We start from the raw sequence: 18,557 nt of genomic DNA, 5'->3' as shown, positions 1-18,557 counted from the left end.
CCTGATTTGGACCTTAAATCTTCGTCAGGGTAAATTCAATCGGATCTGTGATACCACAGCTAGATTCAGTATCATCAATAAACTTGACAATGATTACGCTGTCATCATTGATGTCGTACTCCGCAAGGTCATCATTGTCAGACTCCCAAAGGATACCTGGACCACCACAACCAGCACCTGCAGAATCCTCAGGCTTCAACACTACACCGCAGGAGAAAGTGATTCTAAACGGTCTTGTAGTAAAACCACCCAGATAATTAACCGTAAACACTCTTCCTACTGATGTAGCACCTTCTGTTAAGGTTACTACCTCTTCTACGAACCTGGTAGGATTCCCAAAGAAAGGATCAGATGGGCCTGCAGACTGCTCCAACTGGTATTGACCTAAGGCATAGCCAGAAGTCAAAGGACAGATCACCTCTACATTGTAAAGGAATGGAGAATCATAGAAAATACCACCCGCTACATCAGAAGACCTGTTGTCAGGACCGAAAGTCCTTCCAAAGCGGTCAGTAGCATATAGCCTTACCTCAAAGAAGTCTCCACCTTCGATCTCATCAGCGGTCAATCCTACTGCTTGAATCATCGCTGCCGCAGAAATATCGATTACCGCTCTTTTGAACCTGTTTTCAGGACTTTGGGTAAAGTCAGATCCAGAAAGTGTCGCAACAGTAACTTCCTGTCTTTGACCTCCTGATGGCGCAGGTCTATACTCTAATCCCACACCTGGGATCAGCCTTCTGTGCCTGATCCTGACTTCCACCGTTTCTACAGTAGTTCCCTCTTCTGCATCCACAGACTCCACGGTTACATTAAACCGTGAATTAGCCAAATTAAAGAAGTTAAAGGAAAGGCTGTTGGTAGAAGCAGCCCTAATTGTACGCAGGTACAAGGCGGTATCAAATTCTGAGTAAGGAACATTAGGCTCTACAAAGTCCCTACAGGAGGAAACAAAGGCCAAGAGCACCACAAATATCCCAAGACTTATTTTTTTAATTTTCATCATTTCTGTCATTTAGAGATTAATACACCCAACCGTTTCCTTCAGGATTGGTATCCCAGAACACACGATCTCTTCTTGCCTCATCACGCTGATTGGCATTTCTATTGGTTACCGCATGATTTTGTGGGTAGAACATGGTTCTTGGGAAAGAACCAAAGTTCTCCAACAGTCCAGGCTGCATGTTGTCCGGCTGACCGGTTCTTCTGTACAGGTTGTAAGATTCGTTTCCGTTTCCGAAAAGCGCCAACCAGTACTCTCTGGCAATAAGGTTCATCCTTCTGTCAGCATTGGCAGCATCCCACTGTCTGGAAATCAGGTCTAGATACTCTTCTACCTGGGTAGTGAAAGCAGCCTGAGACTGGAAAGTGTTGATGGCACCGGCTTGGTTGGTACTTACAGAGTAAGCCCGTACGAAATTCATGGATTTGGTAATACCGGAGGTTACAAACGCTTTAGCATCTCCATTTACCCCATCCATAGTATGTATGGCTTCTGCAATCATAAAGTCAGCAAATGCCGGCAACATGATTGGATGTATACCCTGACCCAAGGCTCCAGCTGTTGGACTTACAGGAGCACCTGCATTGTCATCAAATCTACCACCGGCAGGATAAACACCCCAAGCAGTTCTACCCAAACCATCCGGTGGAATACCTTCAGCATTCAGGTGATCCCTACCCCAGTAACCTCTGGTTCCTGGGAGACAGAAAGGCCATCCTCCTGCCAAATAATGTCCAGGAGCAATTTCTCCCAAGCACCTTAATTGATCTGGATCAGTTGGATTGGTAGTTCTTTGTCTGTAGAAATAGAACCTGGCTCTTGGATCTACAACAGGGTTTTTCTCTTCTGTCATTTTCCACATGTACCAAGTAGACTGATAGTCACCGCCACCACCTGGAGTGTACTGACCGCCAAACCTAGGGTGACGTGAATCAGGATCTGTCAAGTTTACACCGAACCTGAAGATAAACTCCTGTCCAGGCTCAATAAAATTGTTCGCGGAAATCAAAGCATTGATGGCAGAAGCTGAACCGGAAGGATCTACAAGCTTTCTGTTCAAGTGGTATTTCAATTCCAAGGTATTGATCAACCTTACCCAGTTGGCCCAGGTACCATTGTAGTACAGGTCCTGCGGAGTACCGATTGAAGTAGCCGCAAAGTCCTCTCTGGCAGCCTGCAAGCTAGCCAAAGCTACTGCATATACTGATGCAGCATCGTCATAGTTAGGATTTAATCCATCGATAGCAGGATTGTTTGGATCCAAAGCCTCAGACCAAGGTACATCGTTGAAATAATCTACCAAGGTCATCAATGTATAGGCCTGGATTACCCTGGCCATACCCATATGTCTTCTGAAGTTAGCCTCTTCAGCTAATGGAAGCATAAATTTGACATTGTTTAGGATATTGGCATAAGCGTTTGTCCATCTGGCATCCAAAGACACTGGTTGATGGGTTTGCTCATAAAGGTTGTTACCTTGGTTAATCATCCTAGTCAATCTCATTCCGGTATCACCGGTCTGGTTGAAAAAGGTAGCAAAATCAACTTGAATTCTATTCAAAACCAGGTTTAAGCTGGCCGTTTCAGGAGCCACGTTGTTTGGATCTTGTTGAAGATCCAGGTCGCATGAACTTACCAACACCAAACTTAGTGCGATAAGTAAGCTATATATTTTTTTCATAATCTTCATGTTTGGGATTAGAAGGTTAGGGTTACTGTACCGCCAAATCTTCTGGAGCTAGGACCAGTTACAAAATCGAAGCCCAAACCATTGCCCACACCTAGACCCAATACATCTGGATCAAAGTTCATATTTGGAGGGAAGTTCAAGGCCAAGAACCAAAGGTTGGTTCCACTCAAGGCAACGGAAGCCCTTTTGAAAGGAGTTCTAGAAAGCAAAGAGGTCGGCAAATCATAACCAAAAGAAAGCTCTCTCAACCTTACTGCAGAGCCGTCAAATACGTTGGACTCATCTGCACCGGTATGGTACTGGTTGAAGAAATAATTGGAAGCGGTTACCTGAATGTCATTCGGTGTTCCATCTTGCTTTACACCCGGAAGGATAAAGGTATACTCTCTGTCCACCACGGGATCCTTGGTCACACCCCTTGCCAGAGTAGCTGTCACCGTATTGGAGAAAATAGCTCCTTTGTGCCTGTATTCCATCATGACATTGGCAAAGAAGCCCTTGTATCGGAAAGTATTGATCCAGGATCCTGTCCAAGCTGGGTTAGGGTCTCCCAGTTCCACCAAATCAGAAGCTGTTTGGTAATCTCCATTCGGCAATACAATTGGCTGTCCGGTCTGCTCATCCCTGGCAAAACCTGTACCTTTGATGATGTTGAACGGTCTTCCCGGTACGGCGAAGTTACCCAAATTGGTAAAGCCCGACACCACGATTTCATCCAAACCTTCACCCAATTCCATAGTTACAGTTCTGTATAGCGTAAAGTTCACGATAGACTCCCAGTTAAATCCTGAAGCAGTAGTCACAGGATTCGCAGTTGCCTGGAATTCTATACCCCTGTTTCTGATTTTACCGATATTGATGGCCGTATTGGTAAATCCTGTAGATGGATCAATAGGAGCAAATGTGATCAGGTCATTGGTATTCTTTTGATAAACAGAAAGGTCAAATCTCAATTTATTGTTGAACATACCGGCTTCTATACCGAATTCAAGCTCTTCGTGCAATTCCGGTCTCAGGTTGGCATTACCCAGTTGGTTGCTCAAAGCCTGGGTTTGGAACAAAGTACCTGCTGCATTCTGGAAAGCCCTTGCATTCTGTACCAATACATTTCTCGTAGAATAGGGACTTGGGAAACCCGCTGAAGTACCAAAACCCAACCTAAATTTAAGGTCATTAACAGTGGTAGAGTTCCAGTTGAAAGCATCCGTAGGAAGGAAGGATACGGAAGCACCTGGATACAATATCCTTCTGTTTTCAGGCTCCACGGTGGAAGTCCAGTCATTTCTTGCAGAAAGGTTCAGGAAAAGGTAGTTGTCATAGTCCAAGGTCACGTTGGCATAAACCCCCATTCTTCTTTCTTCTTCAGTAAAGTTCAAAACTCTACCAGTCAAAGGATCTCTGGAAGATGCCTGAAGGAAGTTGGAATGTCTGAAAAGGTCAAAAGCCAACTGACCGGTAGATACTATACCATCCTGCTCATAAACATCATATCGGGAGTTACCACCGATCAAAGCAGACATGGAGATCTTCTCAGAGATGTCCTTTCTCCAATTGATGATCAAATCCTGATTGTAAATAGTGTTGTTCACATCAAGGGATCTCATATACCCGGTGTTGATCAAGGTACTTACACCACCACCGCCACCGCGGTTGTATCTGGCTTGTCTGTTTTCAGAATAAGTATCCAAACCAAATCTGTATGTCACAGAGAAATTGTCATTGATGTCATAGTTCAATGAAGTGGAGTTGAAGAAACGGTTTACTGTAGAAGCATCTACGAAGTTTCTTACCAACCAGTAAGGGTTTACCTGATCATTGTTACCCCTGAAAAACACATTGGACCTGTCTACAGGATTTTCAAAAGGAAGACCTGCCAAATCAACAGAACGAGGTGTGTAAAGGGTGTTGGCAAATACAGAAGGGATACCGGCATTAGGACCGGAACCAAAAGCCGCATTTACTGGAGGAGATACCAAATCTGTAATGGCAAAAGTGAAAGATGAATTCACGGTCAGTTTGTCCGTTACAGAAGACTTGATGCCCAAGCCGAAGTTATACTTCTGCAGGTTGTTGCCTGGCGTAAAGCCTTCATCATCGGTGTAGCCAAAGGAAGCAGAGTAGGAAGTCCTCTCAGAAGCCCCTGCGATCTGAATGGAGGTATTGGATACAATCCCAGTTCTGAAGAATGCAGTAGATACATCTTCATAAGCCCTGTAATCGTACCTGATTGGAGTTACTCCATCAGCTTCAAAGAACTCAGGAAATGCATTTCTGATAGAAGCAACTCCAGAAGATGAAATCGGGTGACCGATCTGCAAACCCTGATCCATTCTAGGACCGAAGTTGGAAAAGAAGAATCCAGGCTGCTGCTGGAAACCGTTACCGTAGATCTGACCGAAAGTCGGCAAAGATGCCGCCCTGTTTCCGAATACAGACTGGTTGATGGTCACCTCAGCCTGTCTTCTTTTGCTGGCGCCTGACTTAGTAGTGATCAAAACCACACCATTTCTACCCTGATCACCGTAAAGTACAGTAGCAGAAAGACCTTTCAACACGGAAACATTTTCGATGTTGTTAGGGTCGATGTCCAAGAAACGGGAAGAAGTGGTCGCACCACCATTGGCAAAGTTGGCCGCGGCATTGGTTCCGGAGCTAAATGGCACACCATCTACTACGAATAGGGGCTGATTGGAACCGGTAGCAGAGGAGTAACCTCTGATGATGATGTTGGTACCGGAGCCTGATAGACCATTGGTAGCAGTGATGTTAACACCTGCTACTTTTCCTTGAAGTACTCTGGAAACGTCAGCTTCTGGTCTGTTTTGGATGAGTTCGTCACCCACAGTAGACACTGCGTATCCAAGGGCCTTCTTATCCTTCTCAATACCGATCGCCGTTACTACCACTTCTGATAGTTGAGACGCGTCTGTAGTGAGGGTTACATTGATTACGGATCTGTTTCCGATCGCCTCTTCCTGGGATTTCAATCCCACAAAAGAGAAAATCAGAACGTTGGATCCGTCAGGTACATTAATAGAGAAATTACCATCCAGATCGGTGGTAGTCCCTACAGTAGTACCCTTTACGAGAACGGATGCGCCTGGCAAGCCCAGTCCGTCTTCATCGGAAATTACCGTTCCGGTAATTACCCGTTGTTGCGCCGACACTTCCATTGGAAAGTGCCATGGTGAAAAGCGCAATAACAAAGAGTAAAGCTTTTCTCATAAGGTATTTAGTTTAGTTGATGTGTAAAGAAAAATTATTTATCGCAATTTTCAAAATAGGCCCTATATTCTTTAAGCGCTCTGTAATTCCATAAAATATTAAACTTTTAACCAATTTTAACAAGGTTGGTCTTAACATATTTTTATAACATCTTTTGATTGTTACATTTTGACATAAAAATTGATTTCAAAGGCCTAAAAACCATTCTAACGGCACCTAGAGGTGATTATTTGGCAATCACAAATATGCTACATGAATTATTCAGGAAAGGAGCCTAATTCTGGAAGTATACAAAATAATATTTGGTAACACAATAAAAGCAGGAATGAATAAAATCTATATTTTTTTGCCAAAAATATAATTTTTACAAATTATTTAGATTCAATTTTCTCTATTTTACAAAATTGAGGTCATATTTTTTGATATTTACTATTCCAACCCTCAAATTTCTCAAATGATATAGAATTTGTTCGCTTTATCTGAAAAAAAAATTTAAGAAATGAAAAATCAGGTTCCAATTCCAGAAAAGCTTGGGAGAAAAATCGGGCCTATTTTAAAAATAGGGTGGGTTTTTGGAGGTTTGGTAAAAATTTTAGGTAAAATTCCGGAAGTAAGGGTAGTACAAGTAGTAAGGGGAATTACAGAATCGTAGTTCTTTCCGCAAGTCAAAAACAAAATATTATTCCGATTTATAAATTTCAACCATTTGTAAAATGTATCTTTTACAAAAAGATAAGGCCATGCTCTTGTGAACATGGCCTTTTTTGATTTTTTATTTTGAAAATATCAGAATGTAAAGCGTATGGAGAGGGCTACTTCGTCTCCCCAAAAGCCTGCGTCTCCAAAATTTATAACAGGTTTCCAGTCCAGCGAGAGGTTGATTGGGGCGTTATCAAATTTATAGTCCAGGCCTATGATTCCATCAAGTCCTACCACTGTAGCGGACACCCTATTATCACCCCATGGCCTGTTGCTTCTTCTGGCATTCCAGGTTCCCACGTGCGCACCACCTCCAAAAAACCACATGAGGCCTTTGACATCAGAGATGTCTTTATGGACTTCATAGAGGCCTGTTATGACAAATCCTCCCCATCTTGAGTGCAATATACCCTCAAGTGCGGCGTCTTGGGAAATGAAATGTTTTACGGTCAGACCATTACTGACACCGGCCCTTAGACCGATACCTGTGGTGTACTGTGCATAAGATTGGTTTCCGACAGCCATACAGAAGACGATGGCTGATAAAAAGAGAAGTTTTTTCATAGTATAGCTTTTTAAGAATAGATGATATGCTTTTAAAATCGTGCCAAATTACGTGTTTCAGGCGGATTTGCAATGTGGGGGGGGGGTATTTGGGAGAGGGGAATGCATTACATGTGCCTACAGCACATTAAGCTTAACCTATCAAATTCCAAATGCCATGATGTGCCTTGAAACCACAAAAGTCCCAGAGAGACTTCCTATTGGTAGAGAGGAAAATACCATCATAAAGCCCAACAAGCTTGTAGGGCTTGCCCAACAAATAAACAGACCGTCCCCACAGGACGGTACCCCTGATCTAAACATTTTTCCCACCTAAGGGATGTGCCTACAGCACATTCAGCTTAACCTATCAAATTCCAAATACCATGATGCGCCCTCAAACCACAAAAGTCCCAGAGGGACTTCCTATTGGTAGAGAGGAAAATAGCATCAAAAAGCCCAACAAGCCTGTAGGGCTTGCCCAACAAACATACAGGCCGTCCCTACAGGACGGTATCCCGGATCTAAACATCATTCCTACCAACAGGATGTGCCTACAGCACATTCAGCTTAACCTATCAAATTCCAAATGCCATGATTTGCCCTCAAACCACAAAAGTCCCAGGGGGACTTCCTATTGGTAGAGAGGAAAATAGCATCAAAAAGCCCAACAAGCCTGTAGGGCTTGCCCAACAAACATACAGGCCGTCCCCACAGGACGGTACCCCGGATCTAAACATCATTCCTACCTACGGGATGTGCCTACAGCCCTTTCAAAACACCACCACACCCTCGGGAAAAACACAGGCATCCAATGCCACATCATGCTCCTCACTCCCAACCTGATCCACTGGTGCAAAAAAACTCACTCCCAACTTAAATACATCTCTGCCTATGCGCTCAAAAAACTTATCATAAAAACCCTTGCCATAACCCAATCGATGACCTGAGCTGTCCACTACCAAAAGAGGAACCAATACCAACTGAACTTTTCCCGGATCAACCAATACCTTTGATACCGGATCGGGAATCCCCATGTCATTTACTTCAAATTCACGAATCCCGGTAATGTCCAAGGTCAACATTTCCTCTCTTTCCGCATCAATACCTGAAGTATATATGGTGTAGCCATTTTTTTCCAAAAATTCCAAAATAGGAAAGGTATCCACTTCCCTGTTCTTTTTAATGGGCAAAAAAACATGGATATGCCGAAACTCAGGATGTTTTTCCAAAAAATCAATCGCATGCCCTGCTATCAGCTCAGATAATCTCCCCGCTTCTTCCAAAGACAATGACTTCCTTTTTTCTTTAAACTCCTTTCTCAGCTCCTGCTTATTCATTTTCGGTTCTCAATATCATATATCCAAAATCCAAAGGATCAAACAAGCCAAAGAGTTTTTCTACAAAACCATCATCCTCCAGATAAAACTTCATGAAATTTTCAACCCTTTCCTGAGGACTTCCACCTGGATTCATGTAGTCCAAAAGTTCCACCCTTTGACGGATTCCAGTCTGCAGTTTCCTTTCTTCTGCCTTTCGCACCTTATTGGCCAATTGATCGAGGATTTTTTGTGCACGCACCTCCCCAGCTTCAAAAGCGTTGACCAAACTCTTTTCCAATCCTGAGATTTTGGGCTTCACCTGGGCAAACAATTTTTCCAAAGCCTCCTTTTCTTCAGTGAGGTGTATATCAGTCTGGGCATTTGATACAACAAAAGCCCGTTTCCACTCGAGAAAATCCTCAAATAAGTCCTTTTCCTTCAGTCCGAGCTTTTCAGCTTTTCGCTGGGCATATTTATTCAGTACCACAGCGAAATTTCTTGGCATGATTGCCGGAAGGGGGACCTTATAGCAATCAAAGACCCTTTTCAACTGTAGCCAATAAGCCACTTCTGCGGGACCACCTAAATACGCTATATTGGGCAATACCATTTCCTGGTACAAAGGACGCAACACCACATTAGGGCTGAAGCGCTCAGGGTGTTTTTCAAGCTCCTCCAATAGCTCTTCCTCAGTGAAGGAAAGGTCAGTCTGCAACACCTTATATATAGTACCGCTTTTTTCCAGCCTTTCCCTGCTCCCACTCCCCATGTAAAACAGGTTGATCTGACGGGGATACACCTGACTCTTGTAACCCAGCTCATCCAATGCTTTTGTTTGCTTTTCGCAAAGGCTGTTGGCCTGATGCTGCAAAAGATCATCCTTCATCACTGGCCCAAACACCCGTTTCAAATCTTCCGAATGACCATCTAGGATCAATAGGCCCTTTGACCCAAAAATGGCGTGGACATACTTCCTAACAGCTTCTGAAAGTGTTTTTGAATTAAGGTAAGCCTCTCTGAAAAAATCAGGGACAAAATGCTGCACTGTTTTAAAAAAATCTTTGAAACTCTCATCCAAAAGAAACTCCCCAACAGGCCCTTTTTGGGAACTGTTCCATTGGTATTTTTTCCCGTCCAACTTGAAGTAATTGATTTCCTCAAAGTCATGGTCTTCGGTGGCCATCCAGTATACCGGGACGAAGTGCATATCGGGATATTGCTCATTGAGCCTTTCGGCCAGCCTTACAGTGGATACGATCTTGTAGATAAAATACAATGGCCCTGTAAAGAGATTGAGCTGATGTCCTGTGGTGACCGTAAAAGTATTTTCCTGCTTGAGACTATCGATCTGTTTTGCGGTCAATGCCCCATGCTCAATTCCCTGGTATTGTTGCTTCAGTACAGACGAAAGGATTTCTCTGTTTTCTTGGGGAAAATTCCGTCCTTTTGCGAGTTTACCCAGATTTTCAAGTGAAGGGTGAAGGTTATAAAACTGTCTTAATTCAGGTTTATCACCTATATAATCCAAAAAAAGTTGTGAAAATTGTCCTGTACAGGCAGGTTCGACGGTGGTCTTGTTCATGGATAATTGGGTTCAATAGAGGTATTGAATGTACAAAGCTTTCTAACTACTCCACAAATAATAAAGTTCGTATATTTTTTGTATTTACAAGAGTGGTCTGTGGTTCATTTGGAGCAAGGTAATTGATTTCTGCTTATTTCCCGCTGAGTGGAAGTCTTGTCTGCTTTGTGAACCTTTAATGCCACAAAGGCACTAAGACACCAAGATGGCTTCACCTTGTCATTTTGAACGAAGTGAAAAATCTGTGTTAGCGTGTATGTAACAGACCCTTCCTTCGTCAGCGTGACAAAGTGAAAGCCTTGTCAAGTCTTGATCATTAAAAAACACCAATCGTGCTCTCAGCTTCGCTATGTCATGCATCTCCGACGCAGGGGAGAAGAGTTATTAAAATCTATATTTACAGACAGCGTTTGACTATTGATTAAAACCCCGAAGGGGTTAAACCATGAATAGCCCCGGGTAGCAACCCGGGGAATTCATGGAATTGAGTTAAGATCCAACCCTAAAGGGGTTGAACTAAATCAGGAATATGATTATATCAATGGTAACGTAGTGAAGCATCTCATTTTTACTTAATACCCACAAAGACAAAAAAATAAAAATAAGCATCTTTGTACCTTATCCATGAAAACATGAACAAAGGAAAACTCTACCTTATCCCCAATATTCTTGCAGAAAACACCCATGCGGTAATCAGCCCTCAGGTAAAAGAAGTCATTTCCAAAACCCGGTATTTTTTGGTTGAAAATATCCGCACAGCCAGGAGATACATCAGCAGTCTGAAGCTTGGGCTTACCATAGAAGATTTACACTTTGAAGTTTTGGATAAAAATACCAAAGGAGTGGAACTGGAAAAAATCATGCAGCCCATTTTTGAAGGAAAAGATATAGGAGTGATTTCAGAGGCAGGTTGCCCCGGTATTGCAGATCCAGGTGCCCTAGCAGTAACATTTGCACATCAACATGACATTCAGGTAGTGCCGCTGAGCGGACCGAGTTCCATGTTTCTGGCCTTGATGGGATCGGGTTTCAATGGGCAGTCATTTGCATTTCACGGTTACTTGCCCATCCAGAAAAAAGAAAGGATACAGGCGATCAAAACCCTAGAGGCTGAATCTCTGAAAAACCGTACGACCCAGATTTTTATGGAGACGCCTTTTCGCAACAATCATTTACTGGAAGATTTATTGGCCAATCTAAGACCGGATACCCAATTGTGCATTGCCAAAAACCTAACCGGTTCCGATGAAATGATCAAAACCAAATCAGTAAAGGATTGGAAAAGGGTAAAAATCGATTTGCATAAGATCCCTACAGTTTTTGTATTGTATTCGGCGTAAAAAAAAACTCCCCTAATCACAGGGGAGCTCAAATGGATTAAAGAAAAAGTATAAGGATTAGTTTGGCCACGAATGACACCAATTAGCACGAATTGATGATGATCTTTCCTGAGAACCTGACCTAGCTCCTTATGAAAGCCTCAAATACAACAATATTTCAATCGTATTTTATGAGTATCCGGATCCTTGCACGTTAAACCTTAAGAGCCAAACCGCCAACTTTACTTTTAACAGTAAATTTGGGTATTGGAGGGTGGGAGGAATTTCGACCGGGCCAGCGCAGGCCTTGAGCGTGGATAGGATTCGAAATTCTTGATTTTTTGGCTACTTTTTCATCAAAGCCTGTCCCGAAAATCGGGAGAAAAAGTAGCTTCATAATCAAATTTTGATTAGAATTAAGCAGAAAGAACTGGTTCAAAACAATCTATGGCTACGTGCAATGAAGCGTATACTCATATTGTATTTCTATAATTCTCTCAAACCACTTCACCCTTGGAACCTACATTTATGCTCCCGTCCCTACTCTATTTCTATTTATCCCGAATCGCTCTGCTCACGGGACCTTCGCTAAAGCTCCGGTTTCAATAATATTTCTACTGTATTTCAATCAAATATCCACCAATATCACAAAGTGAATATCCACTAATATCTATCTCAATTATATTTCACCAACCGTATATTTCCATTGTATATCAATTATATCACGGCTCAATCAACACCCTATAAGAATCATACAGGATCATGATATCATCTACGTAATTGACAGCCAGATGCCCTTTGGCAAAGCCAAGGTTTACTACAGGATCTTTGTAATACTCAGGGTCGGTTTTAAGACTCAGGAAATGGGCGATACTCTCCCAATTCTGCGGATTTTTCCCATACTTAATGGCAAGCTTCCAGGCATCTTCCACATGGCCATGCCCAATATTGTAAGAAGCCAGGATCACTTTGATACGTTCATTGGTTTCGGGAATCCGTTCACGCCAAAACCTATCCAAATACCTGAGGTAGTTCACTCCTCCCATCAAGCTCTGAAAAGGATCATTGGGATCCTCTACCCCAAACCTTTCCAATGTCACAGGCATCAGTTGCAGCAAGCCCACGGCTCCTGCATAAGAAGTAGCTGTAGTATCGAAGCGGGACTCCTTGTAAACTAGGGACGCCAAGAGTCTCCAGTCCCATCCCAGGGATTCGGCGCCTTCCTGGATCAACCCATCAAAGGGAGAAATACTGTTTCCCGCCAATGAGGAAAAAGGACTATTGCTTCTGAAGTAACTGTTTTTTGAGTTTTGAAAATATTTGGCATACATCATATTGGTGTAGCCTGTTTTTTGTTTTTGGGAAAGCCAGTCGTTGATGGAGGATTTCAAATCGGGGGCATTGTGCCTGACAGCCCAAGCCACGTCAGATTTGGGGCTGATCTCCAATGATACGTCAAGGTCATCATAGTAGGTCGCATTGACCAAACCTACCACACGGTCTACTACTGTAAAGTCGATCTGGTTTTTGACCACCTTGTTGACAAAAGAGTCACTGTCTCCCTTTTCTTCAATAATGGCCAAAGAAATGCCATGCTCTTTTTGCAGAGCGCAAAGCTGCTCTTTATACACAGCGTCTTTTCGGATATGGATGATTTTGTTATGCAGGTCCTCCACTTTATTGACCTTACTGTTTCTTTGCTTTTGAACCAGGACTGTTCCCATCTGACCCAAAGGCTCCGTAAATGAAGCATACTTCTGCCTTTCCTCATTTATCTCAAGGTTCATGGCAATAATATCCGCCTGTCCTCTATTGAGCAGGTAAAAAGCTTCATTGATATCGGATTTGACGATCAAGTGCAGCCGCACACCCAGGTGATTGGCCAGATTTCTGAGCATTTCAAATTCATAGCCCATTCTTCTGCCTCTGTAGATGTAGTAGCTGGTCGATGAATTGTCCACTACCGCCCTGATAAAACCTCTTTTGACGATTTCCTCAAGGTCAAGCGGTACGGGATTTTCCCAGAAGTTCTCCTGCTTTTTCTCTCGCTCAAAAAAAGTGCATTGCACTCCAAACAGCGTGAAAATTAAAATCAGGGATATGGTATAAAGGGTTTGCTTCATTTATTTCAGGTCCAAAAACTTGGACATGGTAAACCAAGGGACTCCTTTAACAAATTATATACCAAAGTCTTACGGAAGCAGATTTAAATAAAAATAAGAGGGATTTGAATCTGCGCAGAATTTGTCCTGATAATAGGTAGGGATCGTCATTCTTAGTGAAGCGAAGGGTCTCTTTGACTTGAGTGCAGGAGATTCTTCGTTCGTTCCTCACTACCATTGACAGAAATATACGTCACTCTGACGAAGGAAGAGTCTCCCATTGTTTAGGAGATGCTTCGACTCCGCAAGCTCCGCTCAGCATGACGAACCGCTACCCGTCATTCTGAACGCAGTGAAGAATCTCCCACCATTAAGGGAAGGAGATCTCCCGCAATGCTGCGGGACAGGCTTTCACCTCCGCAAGCTCCGGTTACCATTGACAGAAACGTACGTCACTCTGACGAAGGAAGAGTCTCCCATTGTTTAGGAGATGCTTCGACTCCGCAAGCTCCGCTCAGCATGACGCGTAATTTTGTCATTACCCTTTCTGAACATTCCCTAAATGTTAAAATCTCAGCATGACGCAAAACCACATCATGCTTCTCCGCAGCAGAGAAGCATCAAATCCCCTTAGCGAGCCTTGGCCTCTTAGCGTGAACACAATCACTTTAAAGTCATAGAAAACTGCTCAGTCCCGTTTTGATAAAAAATCCTGCCGGACAACCTCATCAGTTCAATTTCCATTTCTTTGATATTATAAAGGGCTGTAATCAATCTGTCTTGAGCGGTAAGCAAGTTCACTTGGGCATCTCTAAACTGCAAGTAATCAGCTATCCCTAGTCTAAACCTTTCCAAAGCAATATCAGCGCTTTCGGTAGCTACCTGATAATTCGCATATTCTATATCCAACAGTTCTATATTCGTTTGATAAATATTGTATGCCCTTTGAATGTCAGAAACCAGTTGGATTTCCATTTGAGAAACAGCGATTTCCGCATTTAACCTTTGAACCTTGGCATTTTGAATTCTTCGGTTCAAGGCAAAACCATTGAAAAGATTAATCCCAGCTGTAAAGCCATAATTGAAACCAACATTTTGACTGAAAAGCGCAAAGCCAGCTTCAGCGACAGATGTATTATTATTGTATGAACCTACCAAATTAATGAAAGGTAGCCTAGCAGCCTGTGTTTCTCTCAAAGCTAAATAGGCAACATTTTCGTTTCTTTGGGTGACCAAAAACTGCTTGTTGTTCATATAAGCATTCTCCACAAGGTTTTCCAATAACAAATTGTTTTCAACAATTATGGTATCATTTACATCCAACTTGGTATCAGGAGATAAAGCCAAAAATTCATTTAGATTGATCCGGGAATTTTTTATCGCCAACTGTTGATTGACTAAAAGCGACTTATCCGCATTATAATCTACCTGTGCCGTAAGGAAATCTCTTTTCCCAGCTCCACCCAATTCATACCTTGCTTTGGCGATGTCAAGCCTTGATTGGGACAATTCAAGGGTCGTTTCCAAAACTTTTTGTCTCTGTATCTCCAAAACCAAGCGATAATAAGCAGTAGCAATTCCCGCAACAGTATTTTCCACCATCACCTTGGCTTCCAATTCACTTACCTCGGCCAATTTCCCCATAATTCTCATAGTGTAAATGGCTTCCGGCCTTAAACCATAACCCGCGACAATCGAATAATTTTCAATGTTAGACTCAGCATTATCTATTCTGGTGAGGTCCGTTTGATTCACAAACTGTTGAACTGCATCAACAATTGTAAATGTCCTCTGAAAAGTCGCATCAATAACTGGAAACAGCAAACTACCTCTTGTAATCTGCGCTTCTTTTTCAGCGATCAATTGCTCATTTTTCGCAATCTTGACACCAAAATTATTGTCAAGACCAATCAATATGGCTTCTTCCAGATCAATACTGGTAGAATCCTGGGCAAGTGAAATATGCTGACCAAAAAATGTCAGGGCTAATAAACAAATCAGTTTTCTCATTGTGCGCGCGCTAGTCTTCCTTTTTTAGAAGTTAAGAAGGTGTAAACGGATGGGATTACAAATAAAGTCAGGATAGTGGAGAATGCCAGACCACCTATCACCGCAACCCCCATCGGAACACGGCTTTCAGCACCTGCTCCTAAAGCCAAGGCAATAGGAAGGATACCAAGAATAGTGGACAAACTTGTCATCAGGATAGGTCTGAACCTCGCAGCGGCTGCTCCCTCTATGGCTTCATCAATACTCATTCCCTGGGCTTTGCGCTGATTGGCAAATTCTACGATCAGGATACCGTTTTTAGTCACCAATCCTATGAGCATGATGATCCCGATCTGGGAGAAAATATTCAGGGTAAAGTCAAAGAGCCAAAGTGAGAACAAGGCGCCAAACAATGCCAATGGCACTGTAAACATAATGGTCAATGGATCAAGAAAACTTTCAAACTGGGCAGAAAGCACCAAGTATATCAGTATAAGCGCAAACAAGAAGGCAAAAATCAGTGAGTTGGAACTGTCCCTGAATTCTTTGGATAACCCAGCCAGATCTGTACTGAAGGAATCATCCAAAACCTCCGCCGCAATCCTATCCATCTCATCCAAACCAGCCCCAATGGTGTAGCCGGGTGCAAGGGAAGCAGTAACCGTGGCACTGACAAATCTATTGAACCTGTACAGCTGCGGAGGAGTACTGTTTTCACGGATATTGACCAAGTTGTCCAATTGTATCAACTGACCGTTTTCCGCCCGAACATACAGCATCCTTAGGTTGATCGGTTCATTCCTGTCCTGAAGCTGCATTTCACCGATCACTTCATACTGCTTGCCGTTCATGATAAAATAGCCGAAGCGCTGACCGGAATAAGAAAGCTGCAAAGTCCTTGCAATTTCCTGAACGGAAACACCGATATTTCTGGCCTTTTCCCTGTCAATTTCCACCTCGATTTCAGGTTTGGTAAACTTCAGATTGATGTCAGCATAACCGAACACCTCACTGGCATTGGCTTTTTCCATAAATGTTGGAATGACTTCTTTGAGCTTGTCAATGGTAGGCGCCTGAAGCACATATTGCACGGGCAACCCTGCTCTTCTGTCCCCTATGGAAGGTGGTTGAGTAACGAACGCCCTGACGGCGGTGTACTTTCTCAACATGCCCTGCACCTGATCAAAGATCTCCTGCTGTGACCTTTCTCTTTCAGTTGCTTCCTTAAGGATAAGCCTTAGAAAGCCAGAGTTGGTGCTGGCTGTCCCAAAGCCTGGAGAGGTCACGGTGATGATCCCTTCCCTTTCTTCTTCTGGGATAATCTCCATAAAATCCTGGGTCATTTCGTCCAACACCCTGTCCATGTACCCAAAAGTAGCACCCTCGGGACCGGTGAGATTCACCCTCATTTCCCCCCTATCTTCTATGGGAGAAAGCTCTGTTGGGATAATGTTGAAAAACTGATAAATCCCAAAACCCATCAATGCAATGATGACAAAAGCCACCCAACGGATTTTCATGAATTTGCCCAGAAGGATGTTGTATTTTTCATTGAGCCACACAAATATGGGCTCTGTGAAATTATAAAATGCATTTTGCTTTTCTCTTCTTTTGAGTAGCTTGGAGCTTAGCATAGGAGTCATCGTCAAAGCCACAAAAGAGGAGATAATGACCGCTCCTGCTACCACTATTCCAAACTCCCGGAAGAGCCTTCCTGTAGTACCTGTCAGAAATATCACCGGAAGGAATACTGCTGCCAATGCCACAGTAGTAGCGATTACAGCAAAAAATATCTCTTCGGCACCTTTCTCAGCGGCTTTATCCGGATTTTCACCTTTTTCGATCCGGGTATAGATATTTTCCAATACCACAATGGCATCATCCACTACCAGACCGATAGAAAGCACTATCCCCAGGAGGGTAAGTACATTGATAGAGAAATCCATCAGGTACATGATGAAAAACACCCCTACCAATGAAATCGGAATGGTAAGTACAGGAATAAAAGTAGTCCTCCAATCTCTCAAAAAGAGGAAAATGATGGTTACTACAAGTAAGAAAGCTATAAGAATGGTTTCCTGAACCTCTGAAATGGAATTACGGATAAACTTGGTCGAGTCAAAACCAATCCCCAATTGTATGTCCGCCGGAATGTCCTTTTTGATGGTCTCCAGTCTTTTGTAAAACTCATCGACAATTTCAATATTGTTGGAGCCGGGCAATGGCACCAAAACCACCCCTACCATGGGCACACCATCTCTTTTGAGTACAGTTCTTTCATTCAAAGCAGCCATCTCTGCCCGGCCAATATCCTGAAAGCGTACTATATTGTTTTGGTCTTCTTTGATAATTAGGTTATTGAACTCCTGAGGCGTATTGAGGCGGCTTTTGGTCCGCACAGATAGTTCAATGGTAGATCCTTCAATCCTTCCTGAGGGCAGTTCCACGTTTTCAGTCTGCACTTTTGTGAGCACATCCAGAGGCGTAATCCCATAAGAGGCCATTTTGAGCGGGTCTATCCTCAGCCTGATGGCATACTGTTTTTCCCCCCAGATCTGAACCGTACTGACACCCGGGATCGTCTGTAGCCTTTCTTTGAAAATATTATTGGCCACATCGGAAAGCTCCAACAGGCTTCTTCTATCACTTTGGACATTGAGAAATACGATGGGCTGGGAATCGGCATCGGCTTTGGATACCACGGGAGGCTCTGTATCCGGTGGGAGCCTCCTTACTGCTCCGGACACTTTGTCCCTTACATCATTGGCAGCGGCCTCCAGATCAGCTCCTACATCAAACTCCACGGTGATGTTACTGGTACCATCATTACTGGTAGAGGTCAGTGAACGGATCCCTGCAATACCATTGATGGCCTCTTCAAGGGGTTCTGTAATCTGTGCCTCAATGACATCTGCATTGGCTCCTACATAAGTGGTCCTTACATTGATGATGGGAGGATCCACGCTCGGGAATTCCCTCACCCCCAAAAGACTGATGCCGATGGCACCAAACAAGATAATGACCAAAGACATTACTATGGCCAATACCGGTCTTCGTATACTGATGGTTGATAAACTCGCCAT

General features: G+C 43.2%; 14 protein-coding genes. 5 read left to right on the top strand and 9 right to left on the bottom strand.

All coding sequences use genetic code 11. The annotated features are described in order from the left end of the window. Positions 1–13: 13 nt before the first annotated feature. The 3 genes from EGN73_RS08110 to EGN73_RS08100 are packed head-to-tail and all read right to left on the bottom strand — an operon-like array spanning position 14 to position 5,899. Positions 14–1,006, bottom strand: a complete 993-nt coding sequence (locus EGN73_RS08110) for a hypothetical protein (RefSeq protein ID WP_219288155.1) — start codon at positions 1,004–1,006, stop codon at positions 14–16. Between the two features lie 16 nt (positions 1,007–1,022). Beyond that, on the bottom strand, positions 1,023–2,684 hold the full coding sequence (locus EGN73_RS08105) for a SusD/RagB family nutrient-binding outer membrane lipoprotein (RefSeq protein ID WP_246611507.1): 1,662 nt from the start codon (positions 2,682–2,684) through the stop codon (positions 1,023–1,025). A 17-nt stretch (positions 2,685–2,701) separates the two neighbouring features. Further along, on the bottom strand, positions 2,702–5,899 hold the full coding sequence (locus EGN73_RS08100; protein WP_246611506.1) for a SusC/RagA family TonB-linked outer membrane protein: 3,198 nt from the start codon (positions 5,897–5,899) through the stop codon (positions 2,702–2,704). Between the two features lie 518 nt (positions 5,900–6,417). On the opposite strand from EGN73_RS08100, the gene EGN73_RS08095 reads away from it, so the two are divergent. Then, positions 6,418–6,570, top strand: a complete 153-nt coding sequence (locus EGN73_RS08095) for a hypothetical protein (protein WP_219288151.1) — start codon at positions 6,418–6,420, stop codon at positions 6,568–6,570. Positions 6,571–6,704: 134 nt separating this feature from the next. On the opposite strand, the gene EGN73_RS08090 is transcribed toward EGN73_RS08095, so the two are convergent. Beyond that, complete coding sequence (locus EGN73_RS08090; protein ID WP_219288149.1) at positions 6,705–7,181, bottom strand: hypothetical protein; 477 nt, start codon at positions 7,179–7,181, stop codon at positions 6,705–6,707. A gap of 40 nt (positions 7,182–7,221) precedes the next feature. Between EGN73_RS08090 and EGN73_RS08085 the strand changes: the two genes are divergently transcribed. Both EGN73_RS08085 and EGN73_RS08080 read left to right on the top strand, forming a co-directional pair. Next, positions 7,222–7,497 carry a hypothetical protein gene (locus EGN73_RS08085; protein WP_219288147.1) on the top strand — a complete coding sequence of 92 codons (276 nt, stop codon included), beginning with the start codon at positions 7,222–7,224 and terminating at the stop codon, positions 7,495–7,497. Between the two features lie 49 nt (positions 7,498–7,546). After that, a complete protein-coding gene (locus tag EGN73_RS08080; RefSeq protein WP_219288145.1) occupies positions 7,547–7,804 on the top strand; it encodes a hypothetical protein in 258 nt (85 codons plus the stop codon). Positions 7,805–7,933: 129 nt separating this feature from the next. Here the strand turns inward: EGN73_RS08080 and EGN73_RS08075 are convergent, their stop codons facing one another. Beyond that, complete coding sequence (locus EGN73_RS08075; RefSeq protein WP_219288143.1) at positions 7,934–8,500, bottom strand: 5-formyltetrahydrofolate cyclo-ligase; 567 nt, start codon at positions 8,498–8,500, stop codon at positions 7,934–7,936. Next, positions 8,493–10,064: a bacillithiol biosynthesis cysteine-adding enzyme BshC gene (gene bshC / locus EGN73_RS08070; RefSeq protein ID WP_219288141.1), complete on the bottom strand. Its 1,572-nt coding sequence runs from the start codon at positions 10,062–10,064 to the stop codon at positions 8,493–8,495. The genes EGN73_RS08075 and bshC overlap by 8 nt, the downstream gene beginning before the upstream one ends. 632 nt (positions 10,065–10,696) lie before the next feature. Between bshC and EGN73_RS08065 the strand changes: the two genes are divergently transcribed. Continuing rightward, positions 10,697–11,404: an SAM-dependent methyltransferase gene (locus EGN73_RS08065; RefSeq protein WP_219288139.1), complete on the top strand. Its 708-nt coding sequence runs from the start codon at positions 10,697–10,699 to the stop codon at positions 11,402–11,404. 701 nt (positions 11,405–12,105) lie between these two features. On the opposite strand, the gene EGN73_RS08060 is transcribed toward EGN73_RS08065, so the two are convergent. Next, complete coding sequence (locus EGN73_RS08060; protein WP_219288137.1) at positions 12,106–13,506, bottom strand: MltF family protein; 1,401 nt, start codon at positions 13,504–13,506, stop codon at positions 12,106–12,108. Positions 13,507–13,878: 372 nt separating this feature from the next. Between EGN73_RS08060 and EGN73_RS08055 the strand changes: the two genes are divergently transcribed. Further along, on the top strand, positions 13,879–14,067 hold the full coding sequence (locus EGN73_RS08055) for a hypothetical protein (RefSeq protein ID WP_219288135.1): 189 nt from the start codon (positions 13,879–13,881) through the stop codon (positions 14,065–14,067). 81 nt (positions 14,068–14,148) lie between these two features. On the opposite strand, the gene EGN73_RS08050 is transcribed toward EGN73_RS08055, so the two are convergent. Next, a complete protein-coding gene (locus EGN73_RS08050; protein ID WP_219288133.1) occupies positions 14,149–15,495 on the bottom strand; it encodes a TolC family protein in 1,347 nt (448 codons plus the stop codon). Next, positions 15,492–18,557: an efflux RND transporter permease subunit gene (locus EGN73_RS08045; protein WP_219288131.1), complete on the bottom strand. Its 3,066-nt coding sequence runs from the start codon at positions 18,555–18,557 to the stop codon at positions 15,492–15,494. The genes EGN73_RS08050 and EGN73_RS08045 overlap by 4 nt, the downstream gene beginning before the upstream one ends.

The organism is Arthrospiribacter ruber, assembly GCF_019343195.1.
Classification (GTDB): domain Bacteria; phylum Bacteroidota; class Bacteroidia; order Cytophagales; family Cyclobacteriaceae; genus Arthrospiribacter; species Arthrospiribacter ruber.
Note: the sequence above shows the minus strand (reverse complement) of the source record. Positions and strands in the feature narration are given on the sequence as shown.